The organism is Paenibacillus azoreducens (assembly GCF_021654775.1).
Classification (GTDB): Bacteria; Bacillota; Bacilli; order Paenibacillales; family Paenibacillaceae; genus Paenibacillus_AQ; species Paenibacillus_AQ azoreducens.
The window spans coordinates 6,332,701-6,359,432 of sequence record NZ_AP025343.1 but is presented as its reverse complement, the minus strand read 5'-3'; the positions used below and the strand labels follow the sequence as shown (position 1 = coordinate 6,359,432).

Genomic DNA, 26,732 nt, shown 5'->3' with positions numbered 1-26,732 from the left:
ATATTAACTACAAACATCTACCGGAATTGGAGGTCTGCGGATGTGGAATGATTTTGGAACCGCAAGGAGGATAACGGCGGTTGAATTCATCGACAAAAAAGATTCGAAAGCGCTTCAAATGCTTCAAATGCCCCCCGAAACAACTGTTTGCAAAATGGCTGTACGATCAGACAGAATGGGGGGCCTTTCTTTATGAAAAAAACTTGGCTGCTCGGATTCGGATTTTTCAGCATCAGCATTACCTGGTCGCTTTATAATGCCTTTGTTCCTTTTTTTCTGGATACATATCTGCAGCGTGCTTCATTGATAGGTTTCATGATGACAATTGATAATTATTTTGCCCTGTTTCTACAGCCGTGGATCGGCAACCTCAGTGATAAAACCAATACCCGCTTTGGCCGCAGGATGCCTTATCTGATGTTTGGAATGCCGCTCGCGGCACTGTTTGTGATGTTGATTCCTTTTCACACAAGTTTTATTACGCTTGTTCTTTTTATGATGCTGATGAACTTGGCCATGAGCGTCTACAGATCGCCTACGATTGCCTTGATGCCTGATATTACCCCGGATAGCAGACGTACCAAAGCGAACGGGATTATCAACTTTATGGGCGGCATTGGCGGCATTTTAGCCTTCGGGTTGGGCTCCATATTGTATAATGCCAATCCGTCGTTTCCTTTTCTAGCGGCGGCTGTCATCACGCTGATTTCATTATTTATAGTCGTTCGCTCGATTAAAGAGAAAAGGGATGTCATCATCCCGGTTTCCGCAGAAAAGCAGCCAAGAATCAAGCTGAGAGGGGAATTGGATCGTACGACGGTGCTGCTGCTTGCAGCCATCTTTTTCTGGTTTGTATCGTATCAAGGCGTCGAGGCGCTGTTCACCTTATATGGCAAGCACTATATGGGATTGTCAGAAAAAGATTCGGCTTTCTCCCTCACATTTTTCTCCCTGTTTTTCGTTATATTCGCTATCCCAAGCGGCTGGCTTGGCAATCGGTACGGCAAAAGAAGGATTATTATGACCGGCGTAATTGGATTGATCCTCATTTTTGCTGCCATTCCGCTGGCGGAAAGTCTGCTGCTGCTTCGCATGTTACTTGCGCTGGGAGGAATGTGCTGGGCTTTTATCAATATTAACTCCTATCCCTTTGTCGTATCCATTGGCAGTGAATCCAGTATCGGTACGCGCACCGGCTTGTATTATTTGGTGTCATCGCTGGCTGCGGTCGCCTCACCGCCATTGCTTGGCCTTATCATCGATCAGTTCGGATACGGTTCGTTATTTATCTATGCTTCAGCAGGAATGCTCCTGGCATTAATATTGATCTTATTGGTGAAGCATGACGGGAAAAGCGCCACTGTTTCCGAGCAGCAAGCTCAAACCAATATGTAAAGATTCAGCCTCCGTGCAGAGTACTTGCAAGCAAAGCGTTGGAAGAGATTCCGGCGCTTTTTTCATTAAAAGGGATAGGAGCATCAAGGAATTGCGTTCATATCTATCGCCTTATTCAAACGTGGCCCGCCAGGGAGTTGTGGTATGGCATGCAAAGCGCCCTCTGGTTCTTAGCCTTGCATGGTCTAGGATAGCAGGTACCATAAGTCTGAAAAGTCCCCCGACCAAGGTCTAGGATGAAAAACCGTCCACGGTCTGTTTTGGAAAAAGGCCGAACCACCTAAAATAAAGACATAAGGTTGATGCACTGAAAGGAAGTGAGAAATGCATGAATAACCGCAACAACGGAACAGCAATTGTATTGATCGTAGTCGGAGGCCTGATGCTCTTTGGTTTATTCGCCCCGCTGCTTGGCAAGGTGATTGGCCTGCTCTTCCCGATTCTGATGATCGTCCTTGGCTATTACGGAATCCGCAGAGGCCGCACACTGATCGGGACTATCATCCTCGCGTTTGGCGTATTGTCCCTGCTGGCAAAATTGTCCTGGTTCATCGGACCGCTGCTCGGCGTAGCGTTGGTGATTTTCGGAATCTCCCTTCTGAAGGGAAAACGCAATTCCTACTAACATAAATAACTTCTATGAGGAAAAAAACGAATAAGGAGGGACTACACAAGATGAGTGTTTTTCGTCGGGTGCGGGATATCACCGCAGCGAATTTGAATGAGCGTTTGGAGCAAAGTCAGGATCCGGTACGGCTGATCGATCAGTTTCTGGCTACCACACGGAATGACATCGTCGAAGCAGAGAAGCTTGTACAACAGTCTGCGGCTCATATGAGACAGCTAAAGCAGCAAGTCGATCAAGCGGAAATGATGAAAAACAAGCGCGAAGAACAGGCGCTGCTGGCTTTGAAAGCCGGTGAGGATCATCTCGCCAAGCTGGCGCTGCAAGAGAAAATTATCTATGAGGAAAAGCTGCAGCAGTACAGTGAACTGCTGGATACAACCAAAGGTTCGCTTGCTGATTTGGAAAGTCAACTGAATGAATTGAAAATGGAGTACCAAACGGTTTACAACAAGCGCCAATATTATGTGGCACGTATGGAAACACTGCGGCTGCAGCAGCGCATGAACCAACGGATGGAGAATTACGGAAGCGTCCAGGATGTACCTAAGATGTTTAACCGCCTGGAAGACCGGATATCCGATTGGGAGCTCGAAACACAAAGCTTGCGCGATCTGCGCCGCATGGGTCAGCAATACTTAGAACAAGCCGGCGAAACGGTTTCTAGCGTCCTAGAAAAGGAAATGGCCCGTTTGAAGCAAAAGCTGAACAACAGCGGAAAGGAGTAACACCATGAGCAAACTCTACCGTTCGACGCGAGACAAGGTAGCAACAGGGCTTTGCGGCGGACTGTCAGAGGCGGTCGGAATTGATTCAACGCTGCTGCGGGTACTGTTTATCATCTCGATCTTTTTCACCGGCGGAACGACGTTGTTCATCTATTTCATCGCATCTCTAGTGGTCCCGAAAGAACCGGTGCCCCCTTATAATCCGTATGGCCCCGGGTCAGGCGGATATTATGGAGGACGCCCAGGCAACAACGGCTATAACAACAGCTATAACGGTGGGAATGGTGGCTACAGCGGCCAGTCCTATGATCCGAGAAGTCCATATAACGATCCTTCCTTTGGCAGCAGACCATCCGGAGGATTCTCTTCCCAGTCATCCAATCTGGATGCCATGATGGAAGATATCGAAAAGAAAGCCATGAAAAAAGAACTCGATGAATTGAAGAAAAAACTGTCTAATTACGAGAAGGGAGAAGTGTAAAACATGGGAGTATTTAAAAGACTGAAAGATATGACGAAGGCGTCGGTAAATGAATTGCTGGATAAAGTAGAGGATCCAATCATCATGCTGAATCAGTATCTCCGCGATATGGAGGCTGAAATTCACGAAGCTGAGGTTACGGTTGCGAAGCAAATGGCTAATGAACGCCGCATGAAACAGCGTGTCGATGAAGCTGAAAAAATGTCCGTACAGCGCGAGGCTCAAGCCGAACTGGCTCTCAAGAACGGTCAGGAGGAAGTTGCCCGCAAGCTTTTGGAAGAGAAAATTTACTTCGATCAAAAGATCACCGAATACCGCGATCTGCATGCGCAATCCGAAACTCAAGCCAAGGAACTGGTGCAGCAGCTGCATGACATGAAAGACGAATTCTACAAAATGCGCAACAAACGCAATGAACTGGTGACTCGCGCTCAAATGGCCAAAGCCAAAAAGCAAATGTCCCAAATCAACAGCTTGCATACGATTGAAAGCGGCAGCGCATCCCTTGGCTTCCACCGCATGGAAGAAAAAATTATGCAAATGGAAGCGGAAGCTGATGTACTCCGTGCCCCATATCGTCCTTCGGCCAGCGCACTTACAAGCCCGGTCGATGCTGAAAAGCAATTGAAGGTTGAAGAGCAGCTGAATGCGCTCAAGAGCAAACTCAATCCTTCGAGCAACAGCGTATCTAAACAAACAAAAGAATAAGTATTCACAACGCTGGACAATATGATATGCTATAAAGACTGAAATGAAGAAAAGCCATACTGGTGCGGTTCCCGTATCATATGGCTTTTCCGACCTTTCGGATAATCTGACTGTAAACAACATAAGGAGGTGCGACATGGAAAAAAGAAATCACGTCATTGCGTTCATACTCATTGGCGTTGGCCTGCTTATGCTGGTCGGCAAGTGGGTTGGCTTTTTCACCATTGTCGCGCTCCTATTTTTATTCATGGGAATTTATACGATCCGGGGCGGCAATGTCAAAAGAGGCTATCGATTTCTGGCTGTCGGCGCTATTTTGCTGCTGCTTGACCATTTTATGATGGTAGTGGGAATTGCGCTTTTGTCACTAGGATTATTTTTTATCAAAGCCAAGAAGATTCAACCGAAGGAAGGTTTTTTGCAGAAGCAAAACTTTTCCTCTCAATTTGATTGGGATCAGCGGCCGTGGGTGATGCGCAGCATGAGCGTATGGCATGTGCTGGGGGAAGCCGATTTGGACCTGTCGCTTGCCTTGCCGGAAGATAAGCAAACCGTGATGCTGTTCCAAGGAATTATGGGGGATATGGATCTGCAAATTCCGGAGTATTACGGCGTTGAGATCGAAGCTTTTGTTCTGTTTGGTTCCATTGAGTTCCGGGGAAACCGGGATAATGGCATGATGAACCGGCTGAACTGGAAATCGCCAAACTATGACGAATGCGAGCAGAAGGTGAAGTTTGTCGTATCCTATCTCGTTGGAGATCTGGATATTAACATAACATAGTAAGAAGGGGGTTCCCCGCAAGTGAAATCAAAAAAGCAAGCCAATATGGTCTCCCGAAGCATGGGCGAGGGAGCCCTTCTTTCGTTTGTTTTGATGCTTGTTATTTTTTATGTGTTGTATACATATGGTTATTTGGCTCCATTTGACTCCTGGAAAAGAATGATACGTCCTGTTTTGATGTTGATTCTGGTGCCGGCGGGGATCGGTGCGATGTACGGCTTTTATCAAAGTTACCGCACCAAACGGAGACTCGAGCTGCTGCGGGATACGCTGCTTTCCTGGGAAAAAGGGAATTTGTCGCGTGACGTTCCCGAGCTTGGCGTGGATGAGGTGGGCAGGCTTGGCGAGCAGTTGGGCCGGATCAGCAAAAAGTGGGAGGAGCAGGTTACCTCGCTCCAACGTTTGTCCACCAACAATGCCCAGCTTGCCGAACAGGCGAGGGTTTCTGCGATCGTCGAAGAGCGGCAGCGCCTTGCACGCGAGCTTCATGATGCGGTATCGCAGCAGCTGTTTGCGATTTCGATGACAGCAACGGCAGTGGGAAGAACGCTCGCCAAGGATTTTGACAAAGCACAGCGTCAAGTGGCTTTGATCGAGGAAATGGCCGCCGTGGCCCAATCGGAGATGAGAGCGCTCCTCCTTCATCTGCGGCCGGTATATCTGGAAGGCAAACCGCTGGAGCAGGGCTTGAAAGAGCTGGTTAAAGAGCTTAAGGTTAAAGTACCGATGGATATCGTGTTTGAAATGGATGAAGGCATTCATCTGATGAAAGGGATTGAAAATCACCTGTTCCGGATTATCCAGGAAGCGATGTCCAACACGCTGCGCCATGCCAAGGCCGATAAAATGGAAATACGGATTCACCAGAAGCAGGATGCTGTATGGGTGATGCTGCGCGATGACGGCCAGGGTTTTGAACTCGATGAGAAAAAACAGACTTCCTATGGTCTCTCCAACATGCAGGAACGGGTGAATGAAATCGGCGGTTCGATTCAGTTTATTACGGCCCCTGGCAAAGGAACGCGAATCGAAATTACGGTTCCGCTCGTAAATGAAGAGAAGGGAGGAGATGAGGAACATGGATGACATGGAAAAGCCGGAAATTAAAGTACTGCTCGTAGATGATCATGAGATGGTCCGAATCGGTTTGGCTGCCGTTCTGGGCACCGAGGAAGGAATTGAGGTCGTCGGAGAGGCAGGCAGCGGCGAAGAAGGCATCCGGTTAGCCGAGGAATATAAGCCTGACGTGGTGCTGATGGATTTGGTCATGGAAGGCATGGACGGTATTGAGGCAACCCGGCAGCTGCTTAAACTTTATCCGGACTGTAAAGTCATTGTGCTGACCAGTTATTTGGATGACGAAAAGATGTACCCCGTCATTGAAGCAGGCGCATTCAGTTACCTGCTCAAAACGTCCAGAGCCAGTGAAATCGCCGAAGCGATCCGGGCTGCGGCGCGCGGGCAATCCGTCCTGGAATCCCAGGTGGCCTCGAAAATGATGAACCGCTTCCGCCATGCGGAAACGGAAGCCCCTGCGCATAAAGAACTGACGGAGCGGGAAATGGATGTGCTGCGCCTGCTGGCCCAAGGCAAATCCAATCAGGAAATCGCCGACGATCTGATAATCGGCATTAAGACGGTTAAGTTTCATGTGACGAACATACTCGCCAAGCTGGGCGTGGACGACCGTACCCAGGCTGCGATATACGCTTATAAAAACGGCCTTGCGGAATAAAGAATCTGCCTATCGATAAATGCTCCCTAATAAATATGATTTCGGCGGGGGTTATTTTCATGAGGATGTCGGTTAAAAGCTCTACAACAACATAAAATGCACCCATACTGGCTCTAAAGCGGGACATGATAGATGTCCTGGCCAAAGCTGAAGTAGGGTGCATTTTATTTTTTTCGGATCCCTCGTAAGTCCGGATCTATTGTGAGAGCCTCATCTTTTGCACCATGTAGGGATTTACGTAAAAGGAAGATCTAGAATGCAGGGCAAGCCTGCTTCTAAATCAGGAAGAGCAGGGCAAGCAGACCGAGGCTGAGAGCGAGTCCGGCTCCAAATCCGTAACCATAAGGCGGGTAGTAGTATCCATAAGGATAGAAAGCGCGCACTTGAGCTTTAGGGGCGACTTTTTTTATTTTAGATGCATGCGGGCGTTTCTTGGATGTTTTCATATTGGCATTGAGGACGGCGCTATCGTCCCCATCCAATATGATGTGACCATCGCGGCAGTGCGTCAATTTTCCAACGTAAGTTCTGCCGTCATGCGTACATGCAAGCACCATTTTACCGCGATGCTTGAGTATGTTTTCTTCTGTAAGGGGGTATATCGGGATCATGGAAAAGGTCAATCCTCCCTCTTCTATTTTTGTTACTAATGTATTCATGCATAGGCGTAAGTGCTATGGTTATTCACCCATTTATCCACATAAGTCGCAGGTATAAAATTCTCCTAACCCGGTCATCCTTGTTAGTAGATTCATAGTTTAAGTTTTAGGGGGATGAGTGGGGAATGAGAACAGTTGCAAAGTGGGTATGCCTTGGCGTGATCGGTACGGCTGTTTTGGGATTGATGTTTGGCGTTTTTTGGAATAAAATAACGACAGCCGAAGCAAAGGCGAATCAAAATGAGCTGGGCACCCTGCTTGACCTCGGCCATCGTATGGTGGATCAGCCTCTGCAAGTCGTTGTCAAATGGCAGGGATCTTGGGAAGGAAGCGGAACGGAGGGTGCTGAAGCAGCAGCCCGCAAGCTGGGCCGCTCGCTTCAACTTGCGCCCGTACAAGCATTAACGGAGCACGGGCATGTGACATACCGGGTCATCGATGAGAAAAACGACATCAACATTCGCTTAAATTGGCAGGAAATTTCCCGTAATCACAGTTATGTAGTGATGCAGCTGGAGGCGGGGAGCCCACAGCAATGGGACAAATTATCGGATTTGCAGGAGCAATACGGAAAAAAAATGCGGGACGCCGGCATTAAAGCCGAATGGAATGCGTCTTTACAGGGCATGGTTAATGATAGTGCATCTGTAGTCGATACGATGAACCGGATTGAGGGGAATCTTATCGATACATTGAATGCCACTCCCCAGGACACATATGAAGATGCAACGACGGTAAGCAACAGCTACCAGGTGCCGTCATTAACATCCCGGGTCAGAAGCGGCGGGGATTGGCTTAGCATGCAGGTTGCCGTACACGAGGATAGTTTGAGCGGCAGCAACCGTGTAACCATCGGGTTGCCGGTGATCACGATTGAATATTGAAATCGGGCGGCAAATTCTTTAGAATGGTCGTAATATCTGAGTATTTTTGTAAGAAAACTGATAGCATCATTTTGAAGATTATGCTAAAATGACGTAACATCATTTTTTCAATTGAGATTGAGGGAAACTATAAAGCCATTCGTGTAAGCGGAAGCGGTTTTATAATCGCCTGGAAGCCGGCGTTCTTTAGGGAAAAGTTCGTTGGTTTTGTTTTTTGTTTGCCTGTAGGAGTGCGGGCATCTGTTCCTTTTTCTGTATAAAAATAAACCATACTACATAAGGAAAGAATGAGGGCCATGGCTGAAAATCAAAATCTTGAAATGCTGCAAACTCCAGGCGCTGTATTTTTTATTTTCGGTGCTACAGGAGATCTGGCTAGACGCAAACTGTTTCCGGCCATCTATAGTTTATACCGCGAAGGAAAATTGGCTGAGGATTTTGCCGTCATCGGCGTGGCGCGGCGTCCGCGTACACAGGAAGAATTCCGGAGTGACATATTCAACTCCATTCAGGAATTTTGCCGGTATAAGACGGAGGATAACGAGGATTTCAGATCCTTTGCCCAGCATTTTGAATATAAGTCCCTGGACATCAACAATGTGGACGGCTTCCGAGAATTAAACGAGCAGACAATGGTATTGGAAGAACGTTACCATATCCCGGGCAACCGTATTTTCTATCTGGCACTTGCGCCGGAGTTGTTTGGCAGCGTATCTTTTAACCTGCAAAAGGGCGGCATGCTCGATAGTGCCGGATGGAAGCGCCTTGTCATCGAGAAACCATTCGGTTATGACTTAAAGTCTGCCGAGGAATTGAATGAGCAGATTCGACAGGTCTTTAAAGAAGAAGAGATCTACCGGATCGATCATTATCTCGGCAAAGAAATGGTACAGAATATCGAGGTGATCCGTTTTGCGAATGCGTTTTTTGAGCCGTTGTGGAACAATAAGCATATCGCAAACGTCCAAATAACGCTTGGAGAAACGGTCGGTGTCGAAGAACGCGGCGGGTATTATGATCATGCCGGGGCATTGCGTGACATGGGACAAAACCATATGCTGCAAATGCTTACGATGATCGCGATGGAACCGCCTAGCCGCCTGCTGCCGGAAGATATCCGGGACGAGAAAGTGAAAGTGCTTCGCTCGCTCCGTCCGTATGCGGGTGCCGAAGAAGTGGGGAGAAACGTCGTTCGCGGACAATACGTGCAGGGCAGCTCGCGCGGCAAAGATTTGCCTGCATACCGTGAGGAAGACAAGGTCGACCCGAACTCGAATACGGAGACGTATTTTATGGCCCGGGTCTTCGTGGATAATTTCCGCTGGGCCGGAGTGCCGTTTTATATCCGGACAGGCAAACGCCTGCCGGTCAAAACAACCGAAGTCGTAGTCGAGTTTAAAGGCATGCCGAATAACGTTTACCTGGGACAAAAGCATAAGCTGGAACCTAACTTGCTGGTGATTCGCGTTAATCCGATGGAAGGCATTTACGTCAAGATCAATGCCAAAAAGCCGGGCTCCGAGTCCGAAATCGAACCGCTGGCCATGGATTTCTGCCAAAGCTGCATGGTAGGCATCAACTCGCCGGAAGCTTACGAACGTTTGCTGCATGACGCAGCGCGCGGCGATTCGACGTATTTTACGCGTTGGGACGAGGTGGCGACTGCATGGTCCTTTGTTGACCGGATTGCTGAAGCTTGGAAGCAGGATCCGGAGGGGCCCCGCCCATATCCTGCAGGCTCCTGGGGGCCTGAGGAAGCGGATCGTTTGCTTGCGGAAGACGGTTTCCACTGGTGGCCTGTGAACGGTCAGGACGAAGATGACGTGGTATGGCAAGTCAATGAATAAAATATATGAAATTTTATCATCCTCATGCAGGCCTGCATGGGGGTGATTTGCTTACGGATTGTGGTACAATAATAAGCATGACTTTAGTTACGAAGGGAATAGTGAAATGAGCAAAGCGATTGATCAGGCCTTGCAGCAGGAAGTCGATAAGCGAAGAACCTTCGCTATCATTTCCCACCCGGATGCGGGTAAAACAACATTAACGGAAAAGCTGCTGCTGTTCGGGGGCGCCATCCGGTTAGCCGGTACGGTCAAAGCCCGCAAAGCAAGCAAACATGCCACCAGTGACTGGATGGAAATCGAAAAACAACGGGGGATCTCGGTAACTTCCTCCGTTATGCAATTTGATTATATGGGACATCGCATTAATATTTTGGATACGCCGGGTCACCAGGATTTCAGTGAAGACACTTACCGGACATTAACCGCGGCCGACAGCGCGGTCATGCTGATCGACGTCGCGAAAGGCGTCGAAGCACAGACGATCAAGCTGTTCCAGGTATGTGCGAAACGCGGCATCCCGATCTTTACGTTTATCAACAAATTGGACCGTGAAGGCCGCAACCCGTTTGAGCTGATGGAGGAGCTGGAGCAGGTGCTCGGCATCCGTTCCGTCCCTATGAACTGGCCGATTGGTTCCGGCCGCGATTTATGCGGCGTGTATGACCGGATGAAAAATCAGGTGGAACTTTTCCAAGGGAATGATCATTCCACGATCCAAGTACAAAAGGTGGAAGATTACAACGATCCGATCATTCGTGAAATGGCGGGGGAATATCTGCATGATCAGCTGGCCCAGGATCTCGAGCTGCTGGATGTTGCAGGCGACCCATTCGACTTGGAGAAAGTGCTGAAGGGCGAATTGACACCCGTTTTCTTCGGCAGCGCCATTAACAATTTCGGGGTGCAGACATTTTTGGAGAACTTCCTGCAGCTTGCGCCTAAACCGCAGCCGCGCAGCAGCACCGCCGGATTGATTGAACCGTCAAATGAGAAATTCTCAGGTTATATTTTCAAAATTCAGGCCAACATGAACCCGGCGCACCGCGACCGGATCGCATTCATGCGGATCGTATCAGGCAAATTCCAACGCGGCATGACCGTTAAACACGTACGCAACGGCAAGGATATTAAGCTTTCGCAGCCGCAGCAGTTTTTGGCGCAGGACCGGGATATCGTCGAAGAGGCATACCCAGGCGATATTATCGGTCTATTTGACCCGGGCATTTTCCGGATCGGGGACTCGCTAAATCAAGGCGGCGAAGTTGTGTTTGATGAATTGCCGACCTTCTCGCCGGAGCTTTTTGCCAAAGTAACTGTAAAAAATGCGCTGAAGCATAAGCAGTATCAAAAAGGGATTGACCAGCTGACGGAGGAGGGTACCATCCAGGTATTCCAGACGGTCAGCTTCGAGGATACGATTCTCGGCGTTGTCGGCCAGCTTCAGTTTGAAGTGTTCGAGTACCGGATGAAAGGCGAATACGGAGTTGACGTGCAGCTGCAGCGGATGCCTTATCAATTCGCGCGCTGGATCATCGATAAGGATATCGATCCAAGCAAATTCCGGATCAACTCCACGCTGGTTAAGGATAAAAAAGGAAACTATGTCGTTTTATTTGAAAATGAATACGCGATGCGGACGGCGATGGAAAAAAATCCGAACGCCCAGTTTTTGGATACAGCTCCGTAAGCATCGGCAAAAAACCTCCGCGTTAACTGGGTTAACTGCGGAGGTTTTGTCATTCCAAAGCTTTTTGAACAACCTCTTTAGGTCAAGGAACCGGGGGTGATGGTCTTCAAATGTTCATTTGCGATATGGATCAGGTTATCCTGCTGCTTGGTGTCTATGTTCTTCCAGATCATTTCAAAAATGACGCCGAGTCCAGGCAGCGCCTGTTCCGGTCCATCCACGGAACCTTCGATCATCGAGCGGAGATCCGCTTCATTGCTGTCATGTACCTTATGAATGACCGCTTGACGCAGGTCAAGTGTAATCGACATTCGTTTCCCTCCATCCAATATCATAATACCTTCATAATGTTCCCCGCAACGGTTGGCAAAATTCAAGTTTTTCAGGCGCTGTGATATAATAATCAGGATAGACTTTGATGACCCGGGGGGTTAAAAAATGGCGAAAAAGCAGTACGCCGTCATAGGTATGGGGCGATTCGGTTTTAGTGTAGCCAACGCGCTCAGCGAAATGGGGTTCGACGTCCTTGCGATCGACTCCAATGAGCAGCGTACCCAGGCGGTTTCCAATATTGTAACGCATGCCGTTTCGGCTGATTGTACGGATGAGGAGGCGCTGCGCGCGCTTGGCATCCGGAATTTCGATGTGGTGGTTGTCGCCATCGGCGAGGATATCCAGTCAAGCATTCTGACGACGCTGATCCTTAAGGACATCGGGGTCGGGACGATTATCGTTAAGGCGCAAAACGAACTTCACGGCAAAGTGCTCAACAAAATCGGAGCGGACAAGGTTATTTATCCGGAACGGGATATGGGTATGAGGGTTGCCCATCATCTGGTTTCTCCGAACATTTTGGATTATATTGAAATTTCCGATGACTACAGTATTCTCGAAATGAAAGCTTCCGAAGAAATGGTGGGCAAAAACCTTAGGGAACTTGACGTCCGCGCCCGCTTTGGCTGTAACGTCATGGCAATCAAACAAGGCGCGAAAATGAACATTTCCCCTTCTCCGGATGACCATCTCGAAGAGGGAGACATCTTGGTCATCGTGGGACAAAAAAACGATTTGACCAAGCTGGAGCTAGCGTATCCGAAATGATCCCGCAGGGGATTCTAAGTTAGATGAATTGAAGAAGGACGGTTTTCATGGATATTTTATCACCGCAAAATCCCCGTGCGAAGGAATGGGCGCAGCTGCTCGAGAAAAAACACCGGGACAAGCAGCAAAAGTATATGATCGAAGGCATTCATCTGGTGCAGGAGGCGCTTCGCTTCGGAGCGGATCTGGAATGTATCGCTTTTGACGTGGAGCGGGGCGTTCCTGCGGAGCTTGCGTCCATGATGGACAAGAATAGCCGCGCGGAGTGGATCGGCGTTTCGGCCGCCGTCATTGCCAAATGCACGGATACGAAGACGCCGCAGCCGGTATTTGCGGTTGTCCGCAAGCATTCGGCGGATATAAGCGGGCTGCTGCAAAAGAAAAACAGCCTGGTCATCGTTCTGGATGGAGTTCAGGACCCGGGCAACGTCGGCACCATTATCCGTTCGGCGGATGCGGCAGGCGCGGATGGTGTCATCATAGGCCGGGGGTCGGCGGATATTTATAATCCGAAAACGATCCGCTCCACGATGGGTTCCATTTTCCATTTGCCCGTTGTGGAGGGGGATCTTTTGAGGCTACTGCCGCAGGCCAAAGAAAGCGGCGTACGTATCGTCAGCACCAGCCTGCAGGCGACGTCGACCTGCTACGGATATGATTTTACCGGGCCATCGTGGCTGCTGGTAGGCAATGAAGCCAAAGGCGTATCCCCTGAAGCGCAAAAGCTGGTGGATGACGCGCTGATCATTCCGATGAAGGGACAAGCCGAGTCGCTGAACGTAGCCATGGCCTCGACGGTGATGCTGTTTGAGGCGATGCGGCAGAGGGAGTTCCGTTGAAGGAGTGTACCTTTTATAACATCATTTTATGTTGAAAAAGGACAGTTTGTTTTTTTATGAAGATTATAGAATTTATAAATTTTCAGCGAAGCTGAACAATTCTATAATCGCAAGAAAAACATCCGCTAAATGCGGTCTGTCTTCCTAGAAAGTACGTCGATAGACGTTTTTCTTACAAGAAGTAAGACAAAATCACCTTCCGAACCATTTAATATCTAAACCTAAACAGTCCCGATGATAAGCCTTCTATTTCGGGGCTTTTTTTTGTTTCACCCTTTTTTATATTAAACTCAGAAATTTACATTGAAAATAACGTATGGAATGGTTCTTACTGTAAAAATAGTCTCTCTTCTGGCCGATACATACATAAGACGGATTATTGTTAAATATATCCACTTTCGCATTTTGAAGTCATATTTCTAAGAGGAAGGAATGCCCCTATGAACTATATGGACGAGCGTATCCTAAGTCTCAAAAATAAGCTTAATCAGGATGCTGCATCTAATAACGGAATTACGACACTAGCACAAACCATTATAGCCGATCACGGAAACTCCCCATTTGAAAAAAATTCTGCGTTACGGTTGGGTGATGAGCTCATTACTTTGGAAATGAGAGTGATTTTGGATGGGAAAATGGAGGTTAGCGTACCGAAAGCTTTTAACTTAATGCCACCGGAGCAAGCCAAGTTTAAATACCCTTCGGAGCATCGGCCGGAGGTTATTTACACTTCGGAGAACGGGACGGTGAATATCACTTTTAATCGCACAGAAACCCTTTTGGCAGTTGAGGAGCTTCCTGAGTTCGTGGAGCAGATGGCGGATGTTTTGCGGTCTGTACAACCAATCCGTAACTGGATGGGGACTCAAGTGATTGTGAATGGTTTCGATCTGTCCATCGGGATGATCCGTTTTATAGCTGCAGGCGTGGATACGAATTTGTACAACGAAATCCTGCTTTTCATCCATGAGGGACAGGTGATGATGGGTACGTTTAACTGTATGGAATCGGACATGGGGGTCTGGCTGCCTGTAGCGGAAAATACGGTACAATCGCTTCATTCGGCGCCATCACCCTTATATCCAGCGTTTGAGAAAGGAGCGGATTCGCAATGAGTCTGGGCTACGATAATATCCAAATCCATCCCTATGATCTGGTCGAGCTGAAGCAGCTTACCCTCACGAAGAAAATCAACGAGCATACCCGGCTTTATTTTACAGGGATCATCCCGGAAGAGATGCGGGACAGCTATGTGGATAAGACGGAGAAGAACACGGTCATTGAGGTGAGTCAGCGGGATGAATCAGGCGAAAGCAAGCCGCTATTCAGCGGGATCGCGCTAACGGTCGAAGTAAAGGTCGTACGGGATGTGTACTATCTCGTGGTTGAGGCCATTTCTCATACCTACCGGATGGATATCCAGCAGCGTACCCGTTCTTTTCAGTATACCAAAATGACGATTCCTCAGATGCTGGAGCTGATTGGCAAGGATTATGAAGGGCTGGATGTGATTGATGGAGCGACAGGCGGAGAGCCCATCGACCGGATCGCTATCCAGTATCAGGAGACGGATTGGGCCTTTTTAAGACGCATGGCTTCCCGCTATCATACCAGTCTGATGCCCGTGGCCCGTTTTGACAGTCCCAAATTTTATTTCGGCATCGAGGACAGCCCGGCACAGGTGGTGCTGGATCATACCCGTTATACAGTTCGCAAGCAAATGCTGCCTTTCCGTTATTTTCAGGAAAATGAGCAGGTAAAGCTGGACGAAAATGATTTTATTGTTTATGAGGTAGAGACGGACGAAGTGCTGGATTTGGGGGCTCAGTTAGCTTTTAAAGGACATAGTTTGTTTGTTATTCAGGCTTACACGGAGATGACTCAGGGGATACTGCGGCATCAATATGTGCTTACCTCGTACAAGGGTTTACGGCAGAAATGCTACTATCAGGAAAAACTGGCGGGTGCTTCGCTAGGCGGAGTGGTCATGGACGTGCGTCAGGATCAGGTACGTATCCATTTGGATTGCGACGAGAAGCAAGCGGTCGATCAGGCGCATTGGTTTAACTACATGACGGTGTATAGCGGCGGGGGACATACAGGCTGGTACGTGATGCCGGAAAAAGGAGACCCGGTTTCTTTGTATTTTCCGGGAAGTCGCGAAGAGGATGGCGTTGCGGGAAGTGCGGTCCGACGTGCGGGCAGAGGGAGCGGACATAATAGGTTTTCCAATCCGCAGATGAAAATATGGCGAACGCCCCATGGAAAGGAAATTCGTTTGGGACCGGATGAACTGGTCGTGTCGGGGAAAGACGGCGCTATTTTTATCAAGCTGGACGACAAGGAAGGCATTCACATTGTGAGCAGCAAGCAGGTAAGTATCTCGGCGGGGGGCAATTTGAGTTTGTCGGCAGGGAAAAAGATGAGTTTGTCCGCAGGCAGCGAGCTGCGTATGGATTGCAAAGGCAGTCATATTCAATTGAGCGGGTCAGCGGATATGAAGGGCAGTGAGGTGAAGTCGAATTAGGCTGTAGTGCGGCGGCAGAATGGCGGCAGCATGATGATATGACATATAAAGAGCTTCTGGTGGTGGAGGATTGCAAATGGAGAAGCCTAAAGACGAGCTCAACCTGCAGCAGGCCGCCTTGAATCAGGCGTGGTTCATGATCCGCAGAGATTGGGCGCTGAAGTTCAAGGTGAGGCAAGAACAACAGATTAGGGCCTGTGTTGAGGCATTTCAGGGGTATTGCCGGGACATTCGGCAAGAGCAAATTCAAGGTAGAAAAGGGAAAATCGGCTATATCACGTATTCCATGCTGCGTACCACATGGCTGGAGGAGCGGCCTGCCTATCTTGTGGAGGCTTCAGATGCCTTGTGGATGCTCGATCCCAAGCCGATCCGATTTGAATGGGATACAAGCTGGTCCTATTCCTATTGGACCGATTTGCAGCAGCAGTTGCGAAAGGAAGCAGAGCAGCAGCATGTTTCTCTATCGGAGCTAGAATGGGAGCATGCCATGCTGGAGGCGGCGGAACATGTTCATGCACTCATAGTAAACATGATGCGCCTGGCGATGAAACAAGCCGTTTGCTTACCGGAGTTTCAAGAGCTGGAGCGGGAAGAGTCATTCGAGATTCGTGTAGGGGAATACATGGACCACAGTGTATCGGTGTATCGAGAAGATCACAGAGTTATGGAGGCAAGTGAGATTCAGTCGTGGCTGGAGGAAAAAGAAGAGCATGCATACAGCTACCAAGCATTGACCCAAGTTCAAATGCCTTGTGGAGATTACAGCCTGTTGGATTTTCGCTATACGGCTTTTCGTCAGATTCAGATGGAAAATAGCCGCTTGCATGGCTGTGTTTTAGTAGGAACGGTGTGGCAGGAAAGCCAGTTGAACGGAATCGATTTGACATACAGCATGCTTCATGGAGCCGATTTTAGCGGATGCTCGATGAAAGGGGCAATATTGGATGCCGTTATGGGCAACGCCGGATATGGATCGAATGCTTCTTTAGATTGGGAGCCATTAGGTTTTGCCGGCGTGAATTTCACAGGGGCGAGCTTGGAAGGGGCCCGTTTTCAAGATGCACAGTTGCGAGGTGCCGTGTTTCAAAATGCGTTTCTACAAAAAGCGACTTTGAGCGGGGCGGATCTAACGGATGCTTGCTTTGCTGGAGCAGACTTATCAGGCGCATCTTTTGAAGGTGCTTGTTTGAGCGGAGCTGATTTTTCGGAAGCCAATGTACAAGGAGTCATTTTTACGGATGCACAGCGTAGAGAAGCCATCGGATTGGACTGGGGAACTTTTGAGGCTTCCTCTCCATATGGAGGACCGTCTTCTGAGCCTGCACAGGTAAGGGATGCCGTTCGTAGAAGGGAGTGGCTGCATTGAGATATTTTCGATTGAAGGTAGACGAACGGGTAAAGAATCGGGTGGAGCTTGCTGCGATGTCTCCTTTGCAAGTAAAAGATATCCTGAAGGAGACCCAGGGACAGAAACAGCAGGAGGATCCTCTTTTTCTAGCTGTACATACGAATCCACAAACGGTGTACCCGGATTTCTTGGAATTTCCTCTGCCGCTGGTGTCGGACCAGGTGAAAGTATTATTAGAGAAATATGTGCCGGGACTGGAATGGAGGGCAGCCATCCTTACCGACTTTCAGCAGGCCAGACAGGACATATATTGGCTGCTTCGTCCGCCGATGGAGGACTGTTTGTCCGCGCAAACGGAATGGTATCCCAATCATACATTGAAGCGTTTGGTACTGAGACAGGGGGAGTTGGAGTCGCCTATTTTTCGGATCAGGGGACTCATCGAACCTCATATCTATATCCATTTGGCTGTGGCGGAAAGCTTGCTGCGACGATCTCTTACAGGCATTCGAGTGCAAAGAGTCGAGATGGAGGCATGAAGGAGGAGAGATTAAGATGGATGAAACTCAGGTGAAACCGGGAACCGGTGCGAAAAAAAGCTATGTCGTGGCAGGAGCGATCTTAAGCTGCAGTTATGGTACGCAGCCTACCCGTTTGAAAAGGCCTTTTAGCCATGGCGTCTATATTAAAAACAAAGCACAAATGAATATTGGAGATTACGTACCCGGAGTGAACATTCAATCTTTCGGGAATTGCTTCAGCCCGCTAAATCCAGCCGTGCAGGCCAGCGAGATGGTGGACATTTATGGCGTAAAGAAGGCTCCGTGCATTCCGATGCTGACCATGCCGTGGCTGAATGGGAAAAGTGATGTGAAGATCGAGGGGCAGCCTGCCTTGACGCAGAACTGTACCCTTCAGTGTCTATATTGTGGTCATATCCAAATTGAAAATGATGGGCAAGAGTTGGATTAAGGGTCTGTTTCTAAGCCTTCAGGATTCGGAAGCGAAAGGAGACATGAGCTCACTTGAGTGTATTACATAATGGAATCGGGTATGAAAGTCTGCGTTTTTACGGTTCCTTTCAGCCACAACATATAGAGAAGCTCCAAATTACTAGAACCATCAACGATCACGCATATTTAACGATAAGCGGTATGCTGCCGGAAGAACAGGGAGCCGCATGCATTGGCCAGAACATGGAAGAGGAACCGATCGTTATCCGCCAATTGGATGAGCAGGGACAATCGCTAAGACGAATATTCCATGGCATCGTTACGCGCCTATCCGTGCATTGCATTCGGGGCGTGTATACTTTTGAACTGGAAGCCGCTTCGCATTCGTATCAGATGGATATCCGGATAAAGAAGCGATCCTATCAGGATATTCATCGTACCTACGATGATCTGGTCACAACGATGATTCGAAAATACAAGTATGGAGACGCCATCGATACCATAACCAGCAATGCCAAACTGGGCACTTTTGTTCTACAATATGAGGAGACGGACTGGGCATTTTTAAAACGTCTGGCCTCTCGCTTCGGGTCAGTGCTGGTGCCGGAGGTAACCGCCGCTTCGCCCAAAGTCTTTTTCGGGATGCCTGAAGGCAAGCTGTACAAGGTAGAACGGGATGTAAGTTACCAGGTACGGAGAACGTTCCATGAGCTGAAGGCGGGAAAGCCGGGAAAACGTGCAGGTTCGTATATGACCTACGTGATCGAAAGTCTGCAATACTATGCGCTGGGAGATATCATTGCGTTACCGATTGGATCAGGAAAAGAGCTGGTTGTCGTTCGGGCAGTGACACGGCTGGAAGACGGCCTGCTGCATACTCGTTATGATCTCCAGGCTGAGCAAGATATTCGCTATGCCCGCTATGAAAACGATCAAGCTGCGGGGATTGCGCTGACGGGTACCGTGCTAAAGGTACAGCAAGACTTGGTACAGCTCCAGCTGGATATCGATTCTAAACAAGACCCGGCTAAAGCATGCTGGTTCCCGGTGGCAACTCACTACGTAGCGGAAGAACATAGTGGTTGGTATGATATGCCGGAGGCTGGAGAGCGGGTAGAGCTTTACTTGCCGACGAGCCGGGAACATGAAGCTTATGTCACGGATTCGCAGCGGCAGCATCGCCACACGACGGGGCAGCCAGACGTCAAAGTATGGAGACATGCGCAAGGAAGCGGCGTGGACATGTCTGGGCAAGAACTGATCCTGTCTACCTCAGGAGCATTTTCAATTACACTCCATGAGGGGAGCGGCATTACTGTCAGCAGCCCGGGAAATGTGCAGATTCAAGGCGGTCACGTGAAGCTGGATGCAGGTGGGGAACTGTCGCTTAAAGCGGGAAGTTCATTGTATCTCAAAGGCGGAGCCAGCAGCATGGTGCTGGATGGTGAGACGGATATCAAGGCCCCGGTGGTTGATCAAGAGGGCACGGTGAAGGCTCCGGTGTTTGTCATGGATCTTCCTCCCGTGCCGGAGCCGCCGCTGATGAACATCAAAGACTATGAAGCAGCACAAGCCGCAGCAGCGGCCAAAACTCAGTCAAGCAGCACTCCGACCGCGAAAATCACGAGCCCGGCGGATCAAAAACAAGCCGATGGATTGCTGAGTACGACGTCTAAGCTATTAGGTTCCATTCCGGTGGTAGGAGCAATGGTTGGAGCAACATTAGGCGGACTTGCGGCAGCGAGTGCGAGTCTAATGGTGGGCGCAGCTATTCCGGTTCGCAGTACAGGAACGAGTCGTGCTGGAGGCGGAGGCGCAAACGGTGGTGTGCATCCTCTGAAATATTTGGCCGGTTTGGCACTGCAAGGACTCATCAGTCATTATGAGCACGAAAAAGCCAAAGATGCCTATTATAGAAAATGGCTGCTGGGGAAGGTTTTTACAAGTGCGTGTGAGTTAGGGTTACCCACATCATGGAAAGATATGGCTTCTTATGTCCGACGTATGGCCCAGACTGCTAATGAGTTGGAGCAGGCATATCATCAGATTCCATCCGAACTGAGACAACGCTGGAGGGCGAACTACGATCGTTACATGGCAGAACAGCCACAGCCGCAGCCGAAGCAGGAACAATCCCGGTCGTGGCTGGCTATTCTGGGCGAAGCCCAGCTTCAGAATGCGGAAGCCCAAGTCGCGGCGGGAAAGTATGTCGCAGAAGTAGTCGGAGAAGCTACATCAGGAGCGGGAACAGCAGTTGTAGAAGATTATTCGCTTGGAATCATGAGTAAGGAATACGCATCAAATCATCCGAAGGCGCGCAAAACGGGTGAATTGATCGGACACCTCATAACAACTGTAGCCGGAGTATTAGAAATGGGTGCTGCTGTAACGGAAGCAGTCTTTGGTGGCGTGGTAACATCTACGGGAGCATTAGCCCCTATAGGCGTGGGTGCTATTGTACAATCTACTGTTGTAGGGACACATGGGGCAGGAGTAACGTTTATCGGTGGATCGAATAGCGTTAAAAGTGCCAAGGATCTCTATCAAATGTTTAAAAGCGAAGGATCAAATAGTCCAACGCCGAAAAAGCCTTCCTCGCAGAAATCAAGCAAACCTAATGAGAAGTTGCCTGAGACTAGGGGGACGGGTAATCCTAACTATTCATACAAAAATGGAAAATTTGAGAATGCAGATTATCATGGAAAAGCTGGAAATTCGGTAAAAAGCAAAGCGCCTCAAGATGGTCAATTTTCTTTAGATAATTCAATTGATATTAAAAGTACAACTGATAGAAGAGTTGGGATTGATTCAAATGGTGATTTTGTAGTTCTAGATAAAACAGTTGAAGGTACTTATCATGGTCATGTCAGACCTTGGAAGAGTAGTGATCCAAATCTTTCACCACTAACTGACCAAATGAAAAATGCACTTCGAAAAGCAGGATATGTTAAGGAGGTTGGGGGTAAACCTAAGTTAACTCAGAAAGCAATTGATTTAATGAATAGTTTATAAAAGTTTATCTGAATTTACATGGGTAAATTAAGGGCGGGGGAAAAATGACCAATACAATTAAACTAGAGATTTCTTTAACACAGGCGATAGTAATTTGTTTACCATGTGACAAGAATGACATTTACTCTGTAACAAATGTATCGTTGCGATACATACGTGATGAAAATGAATATGACTTATTTGTAAATGACTACATTATTGAGGCACTTAAGTCACTAAACAACATACTTACAAAAGCATTAAATTGTGAACTTGAAATTAAAGGAAATTATATTGAAAAGGGGGTTGGATATTTTCATAATATATATGCTCACGAATTATGGACAACTGATAATTTTGATGTTGATGACCCAGCTGAGGACTTTTTAGTTTGGTCCACCCCTACTGAAATTGGAAATGAGACATACATTTACAATATTCAAGATCACATACATCTTGAGATTAGTCCCTTATATAAATGGAATAGCAACTTTCCAGATGATGAAAGTGAATACCAAACTTTTGAAGAATTTATGAATCAACATAAGATTATTGATAGAATTCACATTAAGCGAGGAACGGCGTTACTATGGCAGAAGGTTTGCCAAGAATTAATGGAGATAGCGATATTAAATGATAGGAAGTGATTCGTATTGATATTGAAAGATGAGTGTAATTTGATATGTAGTTGGTAATAGTACTTGTAAAGCGACGATGTAAGTCCCGTTACCTCAATATTCCCCAAGACAGGCTTTATAACTTATGAAAAAAAATATGAAACTGACCAACCTCCAACAACAAGAGCGTACAATACAACCAACAACGCCACAATTCGAGCAAACCGCCGTGTTGTGGTTTCTTTTTTTTTCCGCCGCTATATGCTAAAAAATACAAACATTCAAGTGGTGGCTATTCAAAAATACCCCACCCAGTGCCGAATGAACCCATCATTCAACCAATAACACATATAACCCATGTGATACCCGTATGAATAATTTTGTCATTTTGCTTGTACGCAAGTTGAGTCCGTATAATTGTGTAAAATGCTAGGTTCCAAAAATTGAAAGGAGCCATGTTCATAGCCCTCAGTTAGAAAGTGTTGTCGAGACAAAATTCTAAATACACGAGGTGTTATGAAATGGCTCAATACCAGATTAACGTAGATTCACAGCTTTTGCATCAACTATTTTTGGGAAATTCTCAGGATGCGGGTGTAGCGAAGCGGTGCAGGTAGTAGGGAAACGTACGGGACTTGATAGGTTGGATCCTGACGTAGACACACTGCCAAGATTACATAATGGCAGCATGATGTAGATCTAGGCGATACAAACCATCAACAAGAAGAGAGTTGCCGAAGTAGCTAAGCGATGCACAACAGCATTTGCGAGAACTGGAATCGCGTGACGCACGTAAACCAGATGCTGAAGATGGAGCCGCAGTAGATGACGCTGCATAATTACGACAGCTTGATGCTGGTTCCCGGTGGCAACTCACTACGTAGCGGAAGAACATAGTGGTTGGTATGATATGCCGGAGGCTGGAGAGCGGGTGGAGCTTTACTTGCCGACGAGCCGGGAACATGAAGCTTATGTCACGGACTCGCAGCGGCAGCATCGCCACACGACGGGGCAGCCAGACGTCAAAGCATGGAGACATGCGCAAGGAAGCGGCGTAGACATGTCTGGGCAAGAACTGATCCTGTCTACCTCGGGAGCATTTTCAATTACACTCCATGATGGGAGCGGCATTACTGTCAGCAGCCCGGGAGATGTGCAGATTCAAGGCGGTCACGTGATGCTGGATGCAGGTGAGGAACTGTCGCTTAAAGCGGGAAGTTCATTGTATCTCAGAGGCGGAGCCAGCAGCATGGTACTGGATGGTGAGACGGATATCAAGGCCCCGGTGGTTGATCAAGAGGGCACGGTGAAGGCTCCGGTGTTCGTCATGGATCTTCCTCCCGTGCCGGAGCCGCCGCTGATGAACATCAAAGACTATGAAGCAGCACAAGCCGCAGCAGCGGCCAAAACTCAGTCAAGCAGCACTCCGACCGCGAAAATCACGAGCCCGGCGGATCAAAAACAAGCCGATGGATTGCTGAGTACGACGTCTAAGCTATTAGGTTCCATTCCGGTGGTAGGAGCAATGGTTGGAGCAACATTAGGCGGACTTGCGGCAGCGAGTGCGAGTCTAATGGTGGGCGCAGCTATTCCGGTTCGCAGTACAGGAACGAGTCGTGCTGGAGGCGGAGGCGCAAACGGTGGTTTACATCCACTGAAATATTTGGCCGGTTTGGCACTGCAAGGACTCATCAGTCATTATGAGCACGAAAAAGCCAAAGATGCCTATTATAGAAAATGGCTGCTGGGGAAGGTTTTTACAAGTGCGCGTCATGTGGCAAGTTCTGGCGGTCTATTGGAACTGGTTCAAAACCTGGTAATCGAGTCGAATGGGATGGCTCATGTGTATCAGCAGGTTCCTAAGAACATTCGGGAAAAATGGCACCGAGATTATAAGGAAGAACAACGTATTCAGGCAAAAGGCAAGACAAATGAGTATACTTCATTTTGGAATCAAGCAGATTATTTTACAGCCAACTGGTGGCAAGATGAAGATAAGCTAAAGCAAGCTGAACAAGCACTACGCACCGAAATTTCGATACATGGTAAACTATCACTGTATGATATTAAAGACCCTAATAAAATGGCTGCCCTTCAGCGTATCGTCAACGTAAAGCGGACGCAAGTATGGGATGAAAAAACTCTCAACGCGATTGAAGATGGTTTGGTAGCGATGGGGGTTGACTCAAGCAATACTATCGAGTTGGATAAAGAAAAATTGGATGCACTCATAAGCAGGTACAATCGGGGGGTTATCGGGCAGAAATCCGGAGATTATATGGAAAGGACAGGTCTGGGCGATTTAATCGAGGAGACAATCTATGGAATTGTAGGATTTCGTGTCGGTATGAAGTCGGTCGGAGAGCCATCTGTTAAGCCTAAGCAACCACCTATTTCAGAGAAGCCACCAGTAAAATCCAGCGACAAAGGTGGCTCGGGTGTAAACGAGGCGAATTCAAGCAGATCTAAGGAGCCGCCTAAATCAACGAATTCGAGCAAGTCTCCTGAGGGGACGGGTAAAGCTAGTGAATCTTACTTAACACCAGAGATGGAGCAAAAAATATTAGGGGGAGAGAGAATACCAGGTAAAAATGGACTTAGAGGGGGGCATTCGCCTAATGTAGTAAATGATGCAAATCCTAATTATGCAGTAGAAGTCCTCAGGGAGAATCCAGATGGAACTAAATTTGTTCAATTTTATCATCAGTTTCCAGATGGAACTCTCGCAAAGCTTAAAAAAAGCACAGTATTTCCTGATTCATGGAGTGATGAGAAAATTATAAGCTCTATAAAAAAAATTAGCGATACGCCAGCAGTTGGAAGTCGTACTTCAGATGGGGGAACTACAACTTTGCATAGCGGTACTGTAGATGGTGTTGAAATAGATGTTATTAAAGAAGGCAATAACATTACTGCTGGATATCCGGTGGGAGGTAAACCAACGCCAGGATTTGAACCAATAAATTAGTGGAGGCAATTTATGAAATATGAAGAATTTGACAAATTAATAACTGAAATGTCTGGAGAGAATGCTTCAGATGATTATTGGTATGATGTTGGAGTAAATGATGCGATGATCTTGTTGGAGAAATTTTCCGAAATAGATTGGGAGTTGCTTGGAAAAAATATAATGGATAAATCGTTAGAGTGGCAAAAAAGAGTAGTGTATTGCTTTGAAGAAGAAAATGATGCAAGAGAAATTAATATAATATTATCACTTATTGAAACAACAGACAAAGAACTATTTGAAATGTGTATTGATTCTTTAAGATTTTTAATTAATGATAATAATAAAGAATGTATAATAAATAACAATGAACTTATGAAGAAATTGAGAAAAATGGCATCAATTGATAATATGTCGGGTAGAATATGTAGGGAGTTTCTTAATAAATTACAATAGAGATGATAATATATGATTTGTTAAATTTTCATAACAATAGGCTGCAAAACTTAGTTTTTTCTAATTGACTTATAATGATATTTATTAACACTGCTTCATATAACGAAATCATTATAAACAGTTCCGATTTCTATAATTGTTTGAAAGAAATTTGCGCGGGATTTATTGGTAAAAATCCGGATCGGAAGACCAAGTACATTTACTTATGGACAAGATAATGGCTGTTTTAAATTTGTGAAAATTCCACACTGAGTTGAGTAAACCAACCAAACACTAAACAATTCAAACACTTGATAAATCTTTCAAAAGCTCTTTCCAACTTGAATCATTAGTAGGAATGGGCTTTTTTGCCCGTATAAAAACAAAAGATATGGCTTCTTATGTCCGACGTATGGCCCAGACTGCTAATGAGTTGGAGCAGGCATATCATCAGATTCCATCGAACTGAGACAACGCTGGAGGGCGAACTACGATCGTTACATGGCAGAACAGCCACAGCCGCAGCCGAAGCAGGAACAATCCCGGTCGTGGCTGGCTATTCTGGGCGAAGCCCAGCTTCTGAATGCGGAAGCCCAAGCCGCGGCGGGAAAGTATGTCGCAGAAGTAGTCGGAGAAGCTACATCAGGAGCGGGAACAGCAGTTGTAGAAGATTATTCGCTTGGAATCATGAGTAAGGAATACGCATCAAATCATCCGAAGGCGCGCAAAACAGGTGAATTGATCGGACACCTCATAACAACTGTAGCCGGAGTATTAGAAATAGGTGCTGCTGCAACGGAAGCAGTCTTTGGTGGCGTGGTAACATCTACGGGAGCATTAGCCCCTATAGGCGTGGGTGCTATTGTACAATCTACTGTTGTAGGGACACATGGGGCAGGAGTAACGTTTATCGGTGGATCGAATAGCGTTAAAAGTGCCAAGGATCTCTATCAAATGTTTAAAAGCGAAGGCACACCGGGAAAAGCCTCAAGTAAAACTAGCGCTGACAGTATACGAAAAAATCTTAATAATGAAATCTTGGATGAAATGGAGGCAAAAGGTGGTCACTTACTTGAAAAACATGTTGGAAAGACGAATGAAGAGTTGCTTAAACGAGCTGCTCAAGAAGGAGTACCCTCAACCACCTTTAGTAATAAAAGTACTGCTTTAAAAGCCACACAAGAAAATATTAGAAAGAATGCAGATCAAATTTCCGATTGGTTAGATAATCCAAATTCAAAAGGCTATTTGATTACTAAAACAGAGCATAATTATCCTGTTGGCAAAGGTGTTGATGTGAAGAATGGTGGTAACTCTGCTTCAAAGAAAGTGAATAACAATTTGTCTAAATCCCAGCTTTACCTAGTTAAAGATCCTTCTATGACATCAGGCTACAGAATTATTACTGGTTACCCTGTTTTTGATTAAAGGAGTG

General features: G+C 47.3%; 25 protein-coding genes and 1 pseudogene. 24 read left to right on the top strand and 2 right to left on the bottom strand.

The features are described from left to right. The first annotated feature begins 192 nt into the window (after positions 1 to 192). The 8 genes from L6442_RS28390 (at position 193) to L6442_RS28355 (ending at position 6,456) form a co-directional block, all read left to right on the top strand. Positions 193 to 1,395 (top strand): SLC45 family MFS transporter, encoded by a 1,203-nt coding sequence (locus L6442_RS28390; protein ID WP_212978216.1) that lies wholly within the window; start codon positions 193 to 195, stop codon positions 1,393 to 1,395. 328 nt (positions 1,396 to 1,723) lie between these two features. Further along, complete coding sequence (locus L6442_RS28385) at positions 1,724 to 2,020, top strand: LiaF transmembrane domain-containing protein (protein WP_194230718.1); 297 nt, start codon at positions 1,724 to 1,726, stop codon at positions 2,018 to 2,020. A gap of 50 nt (positions 2,021 to 2,070) precedes the next feature. Continuing rightward, positions 2,071 to 2,748, top strand: a complete 678-nt coding sequence (locus L6442_RS28380; RefSeq protein WP_194230717.1) for a PspA/IM30 family protein — start codon at positions 2,071 to 2,073, stop codon at positions 2,746 to 2,748. A 4-nt stretch (positions 2,749 to 2,752) separates the two neighbouring features. Next, positions 2,753 to 3,229, top strand: coding sequence for a PspC domain-containing protein (locus tag L6442_RS28375; RefSeq protein ID WP_212978215.1), 477 nt, complete (start codon positions 2,753 to 2,755; stop codon positions 3,227 to 3,229). 3 nt (positions 3,230 to 3,232) lie between these two features. Next, on the top strand, positions 3,233 to 3,937 hold the full coding sequence (locus L6442_RS28370) for a PspA/IM30 family protein (protein WP_194230715.1): 705 nt from the start codon (positions 3,233 to 3,235) through the stop codon (positions 3,935 to 3,937). A gap of 136 nt (positions 3,938 to 4,073) precedes the next feature. Next, positions 4,074 to 4,721, top strand: a complete 648-nt coding sequence (gene liaF / locus L6442_RS28365; protein WP_212978214.1) for a cell wall-active antibiotics response protein LiaF — start codon at positions 4,074 to 4,076, stop codon at positions 4,719 to 4,721. A 21-nt stretch (positions 4,722 to 4,742) separates the two neighbouring features. After that, on the top strand, positions 4,743 to 5,807 hold the full coding sequence (locus tag L6442_RS28360; RefSeq protein ID WP_212978213.1) for a sensor histidine kinase: 1,065 nt from the start codon (positions 4,743 to 4,745) through the stop codon (positions 5,805 to 5,807). A 1-nt stretch (position 5,808) separates the two neighbouring features. Further along, the gene (locus L6442_RS28355) at positions 5,809 to 6,456 is read left to right on the top strand and encodes a response regulator transcription factor (protein WP_194230731.1); all 648 of its coding nucleotides are present in this window, start codon (positions 5,809 to 5,811) and stop codon (positions 6,454 to 6,456) included. 275 nt (positions 6,457 to 6,731) lie between these two features. Here the strand turns inward: L6442_RS28355 and L6442_RS28350 are convergent, their stop codons facing one another. Further along, entirely contained in the window at positions 6,732 to 7,067 is a 336-nt protein-coding gene (locus L6442_RS28350) for a hypothetical protein (protein ID WP_212978212.1), read from the bottom strand. Between the two features lie 173 nt (positions 7,068 to 7,240). Here L6442_RS28350 and L6442_RS28345 point away from each other — a divergent pair, with 173 nt between their 5' ends. The 3 genes from L6442_RS28345 to L6442_RS28335 all read left to right on the top strand — a co-directional run bounded on the left by L6442_RS28345 (position 7,241) and on the right by L6442_RS28335 (position 11,536). Next, positions 7,241 to 7,999 (top strand): YwmB family TATA-box binding protein, encoded by a 759-nt coding sequence (locus tag L6442_RS28345; protein WP_212978211.1) that lies wholly within the window; start codon positions 7,241 to 7,243, stop codon positions 7,997 to 7,999. 296 nt (positions 8,000 to 8,295) lie between these two features. Further along, a complete protein-coding gene (gene zwf / locus L6442_RS28340; protein ID WP_212978210.1) occupies positions 8,296 to 9,846 on the top strand; it encodes a glucose-6-phosphate dehydrogenase in 1,551 nt (516 codons plus the stop codon). A 106-nt stretch (positions 9,847 to 9,952) separates the two neighbouring features. Continuing rightward, on the top strand, positions 9,953 to 11,536 hold the full coding sequence (locus L6442_RS28335; RefSeq protein WP_194230709.1) for a peptide chain release factor 3: 1,584 nt from the start codon (positions 9,953 to 9,955) through the stop codon (positions 11,534 to 11,536). Between the two features lie 77 nt (positions 11,537 to 11,613). Here the strand turns inward: L6442_RS28335 and sspI are convergent, their stop codons facing one another. Continuing rightward, complete coding sequence (gene sspI, locus L6442_RS28330; protein ID WP_194230708.1) at positions 11,614 to 11,847, bottom strand: small acid-soluble spore protein SspI; 234 nt, start codon at positions 11,845 to 11,847, stop codon at positions 11,614 to 11,616. 127 nt (positions 11,848 to 11,974) lie between these two features. On the opposite strand from sspI, the gene L6442_RS28325 reads away from it, so the two are divergent. The 13 genes and pseudogenes from L6442_RS28325 to L6442_RS28265 all read left to right on the top strand — a co-directional run bounded on the left by L6442_RS28325 (position 11,975) and on the right by L6442_RS28265 (position 26,725). Further along, positions 11,975 to 12,637, top strand: a complete 663-nt coding sequence (locus tag L6442_RS28325) for a potassium channel family protein (protein ID WP_194230707.1) — start codon at positions 11,975 to 11,977, stop codon at positions 12,635 to 12,637. A 47-nt stretch (positions 12,638 to 12,684) separates the two neighbouring features. Then, positions 12,685 to 13,476 (top strand): TrmH family RNA methyltransferase, encoded by a 792-nt coding sequence (locus tag L6442_RS28320; protein ID WP_212978209.1) that lies wholly within the window; start codon positions 12,685 to 12,687, stop codon positions 13,474 to 13,476. Positions 13,477 to 13,916: 440 nt separating this feature from the next. Beyond that, complete coding sequence (locus L6442_RS28315; RefSeq protein ID WP_212978208.1) at positions 13,917 to 14,591, top strand: hypothetical protein; 675 nt, start codon at positions 13,917 to 13,919, stop codon at positions 14,589 to 14,591. Beyond that, positions 14,588 to 16,003, top strand: a complete 1,416-nt coding sequence (locus L6442_RS28310; protein ID WP_212978207.1) for a hypothetical protein — start codon at positions 14,588 to 14,590, stop codon at positions 16,001 to 16,003. The genes L6442_RS28315 and L6442_RS28310 overlap by 4 nt, the downstream gene beginning before the upstream one ends. A 76-nt stretch (positions 16,004 to 16,079) precedes the next feature. Then, positions 16,080 to 17,372 carry a pentapeptide repeat-containing protein gene (locus tag L6442_RS28305; RefSeq protein WP_212978206.1) on the top strand — a complete coding sequence of 431 codons (1,293 nt, stop codon included), beginning with the start codon at positions 16,080 to 16,082 and terminating at the stop codon, positions 17,370 to 17,372. After that, positions 17,369 to 17,893, top strand: coding sequence for a hypothetical protein (locus L6442_RS28300; RefSeq protein WP_212978205.1), 525 nt, complete (start codon positions 17,369 to 17,371; stop codon positions 17,891 to 17,893). The genes L6442_RS28305 and L6442_RS28300 overlap by 4 nt, the downstream gene beginning before the upstream one ends. A 16-nt stretch (positions 17,894 to 17,909) precedes the next feature. Beyond that, complete coding sequence (locus tag L6442_RS28295; protein WP_212978204.1) at positions 17,910 to 18,326, top strand: DUF4280 domain-containing protein; 417 nt, start codon at positions 17,910 to 17,912, stop codon at positions 18,324 to 18,326. Between the two features lie 53 nt (positions 18,327 to 18,379). Further along, the gene (locus L6442_RS28290; protein WP_212978203.1) at positions 18,380 to 21,319 is read left to right on the top strand and encodes a contractile injection system protein, VgrG/Pvc8 family; all 2,940 of its coding nucleotides are present in this window, start codon (positions 18,380 to 18,382) and stop codon (positions 21,317 to 21,319) included. 44 nt (positions 21,320 to 21,363) lie between these two features. Continuing rightward, positions 21,364 to 21,945 carry a hypothetical protein gene (locus L6442_RS28285; protein ID WP_212978202.1) on the top strand — a complete coding sequence of 194 codons (582 nt, stop codon included), beginning with the start codon at positions 21,364 to 21,366 and terminating at the stop codon, positions 21,943 to 21,945. Positions 21,946 to 22,768: 823 nt separating this feature from the next. Continuing rightward, positions 22,769 to 23,690, top strand: a pseudogene (locus L6442_RS28280) (contractile injection system protein, VgrG/Pvc8 family); the annotation flags it as partial. Positions 23,691 to 23,749: 59 nt separating this feature from the next. Continuing rightward, positions 23,750 to 24,883, top strand: a complete 1,134-nt coding sequence (locus L6442_RS33000; protein ID WP_373871802.1) for an EndoU domain-containing protein — start codon at positions 23,750 to 23,752, stop codon at positions 24,881 to 24,883. Positions 24,884 to 24,895: 12 nt separating this feature from the next. Beyond that, the gene (locus L6442_RS28270; RefSeq protein ID WP_212978201.1) at positions 24,896 to 25,318 is read left to right on the top strand and encodes a hypothetical protein; all 423 of its coding nucleotides are present in this window, start codon (positions 24,896 to 24,898) and stop codon (positions 25,316 to 25,318) included. 480 nt (positions 25,319 to 25,798) lie between these two features. Next, a complete protein-coding gene (locus tag L6442_RS28265) occupies positions 25,799 to 26,725 on the top strand; it encodes an RNase A-like domain-containing protein (RefSeq protein WP_212978200.1) in 927 nt (308 codons plus the stop codon). Positions 26,726 to 26,732 lie beyond the last annotated feature (7 nt).

Excerpts from the sequence above, each read along its gene's own strand:
- L6442_RS28390 (WP_212978216.1), top strand. The coding sequence starts at position 193 with ATGAAAAAAACTTGGCTGCTCGGATTCGGATTTTTCAGCATCAGCATT.
- L6442_RS28385 (WP_194230718.1), top strand. The coding sequence starts at position 1,724 with ATGAATAACCGCAACAACGGAACAGCAATTGTATTGATCGTAGTCGGA.
- L6442_RS28380 (WP_194230717.1), top strand. The coding sequence starts at position 2,071 with ATGAGTGTTTTTCGTCGGGTGCGGGATATCACCGCAGCGAATTTGAAT.
- L6442_RS28375 (WP_212978215.1), top strand. The coding sequence starts at position 2,753 with ATGAGCAAACTCTACCGTTCGACGCGAGACAAGGTAGCAACAGGGCTT.
- L6442_RS28370 (WP_194230715.1), top strand. The coding sequence starts at position 3,233 with ATGGGAGTATTTAAAAGACTGAAAGATATGACGAAGGCGTCGGTAAAT.
- liaF (WP_212978214.1), top strand. The coding sequence starts at position 4,074 with ATGGAAAAAAGAAATCACGTCATTGCGTTCATACTCATTGGCGTTGGC.
- L6442_RS28355 (WP_194230731.1), top strand. The coding sequence starts at position 5,809 with ATGGAAAAGCCGGAAATTAAAGTACTGCTCGTAGATGATCATGAGATG.
- L6442_RS28350 (WP_212978212.1), bottom strand. The coding sequence starts at position 7,067 with ATGATCCCGATATACCCCCTTACAGAAGAAAACATACTCAAGCATCGC.
- L6442_RS28345 (WP_212978211.1), top strand. The coding sequence starts at position 7,241 with ATGAGAACAGTTGCAAAGTGGGTATGCCTTGGCGTGATCGGTACGGCT.
- zwf (WP_212978210.1), top strand. The coding sequence starts at position 8,296 with ATGGCTGAAAATCAAAATCTTGAAATGCTGCAAACTCCAGGCGCTGTA.
- L6442_RS28335 (WP_194230709.1), top strand. The coding sequence starts at position 9,953 with ATGAGCAAAGCGATTGATCAGGCCTTGCAGCAGGAAGTCGATAAGCGA.
- sspI (WP_194230708.1), bottom strand. The coding sequence starts at position 11,847 with ATGTCGATTACACTTGACCTGCGTCAAGCGGTCATTCATAAGGTACAT.
- L6442_RS28325 (WP_194230707.1), top strand. The coding sequence starts at position 11,975 with ATGGCGAAAAAGCAGTACGCCGTCATAGGTATGGGGCGATTCGGTTTT.
- L6442_RS28320 (WP_212978209.1), top strand. The coding sequence starts at position 12,685 with ATGGATATTTTATCACCGCAAAATCCCCGTGCGAAGGAATGGGCGCAG.
- L6442_RS28315 (WP_212978208.1), top strand. The coding sequence starts at position 13,917 with ATGAACTATATGGACGAGCGTATCCTAAGTCTCAAAAATAAGCTTAAT.
- L6442_RS28310 (WP_212978207.1), top strand. The coding sequence starts at position 14,588 with ATGAGTCTGGGCTACGATAATATCCAAATCCATCCCTATGATCTGGTC.
- L6442_RS28305 (WP_212978206.1), top strand. The coding sequence starts at position 16,080 with ATGGAGAAGCCTAAAGACGAGCTCAACCTGCAGCAGGCCGCCTTGAAT.
- L6442_RS28295 (WP_212978204.1), top strand. The coding sequence starts at position 17,910 with ATGGATGAAACTCAGGTGAAACCGGGAACCGGTGCGAAAAAAAGCTAT.
- L6442_RS28285 (WP_212978202.1), top strand. The coding sequence starts at position 21,364 with ATGACCAATACAATTAAACTAGAGATTTCTTTAACACAGGCGATAGTA.
- L6442_RS33000 (WP_373871802.1), top strand. The coding sequence starts at position 23,750 with ATGGCTCATGTGTATCAGCAGGTTCCTAAGAACATTCGGGAAAAATGG.
- L6442_RS28270 (WP_212978201.1), top strand. The coding sequence starts at position 24,896 with ATGAAATATGAAGAATTTGACAAATTAATAACTGAAATGTCTGGAGAG.
- L6442_RS28265 (WP_212978200.1), top strand. The coding sequence starts at position 25,799 with ATGGCAGAACAGCCACAGCCGCAGCCGAAGCAGGAACAATCCCGGTCG.